The sequence below is a fragment of the Vallitalea sediminicola genome, assembly GCF_054408565.1.
Window position 1 is genome coordinate 1 of the sequence record NZ_BTPT01000251.1, and the last position, 208, is coordinate 208.

The window sequence follows — 208 nt, forward strand, 5'->3', positions numbered from 1 at the left end:
AGGTCGTAAAGAGCAAACGTCTTGGTACAGCGAACAAATACGTAACGCGTTAATTTCTCGTGGTACCACTAAGTTAAACCGTAATTTAGCGCTTATTCAATCCTTAGTTGTCTTGTGTCCGCTATTAGGTTTATTAGGCACAGTCACAGGCATGATTGAAGTGTTTGATGTCATGGCAATATCAGGAAGCGGCAATGCAAGGTCGATG

Annotated in this window: 1 protein-coding gene; it reads left to right on the top strand. The window is 42.3% G+C overall.

Going from position 1 to position 208, the window contains the following annotated elements; genetic code table 11:
• A partial coding sequence (locus ACX6CF_RS26630) for a MotA/TolQ/ExbB proton channel family protein (RefSeq protein ID WP_458788403.1) occupies window positions 1–208 on the top strand: 208 nt, incomplete at both ends.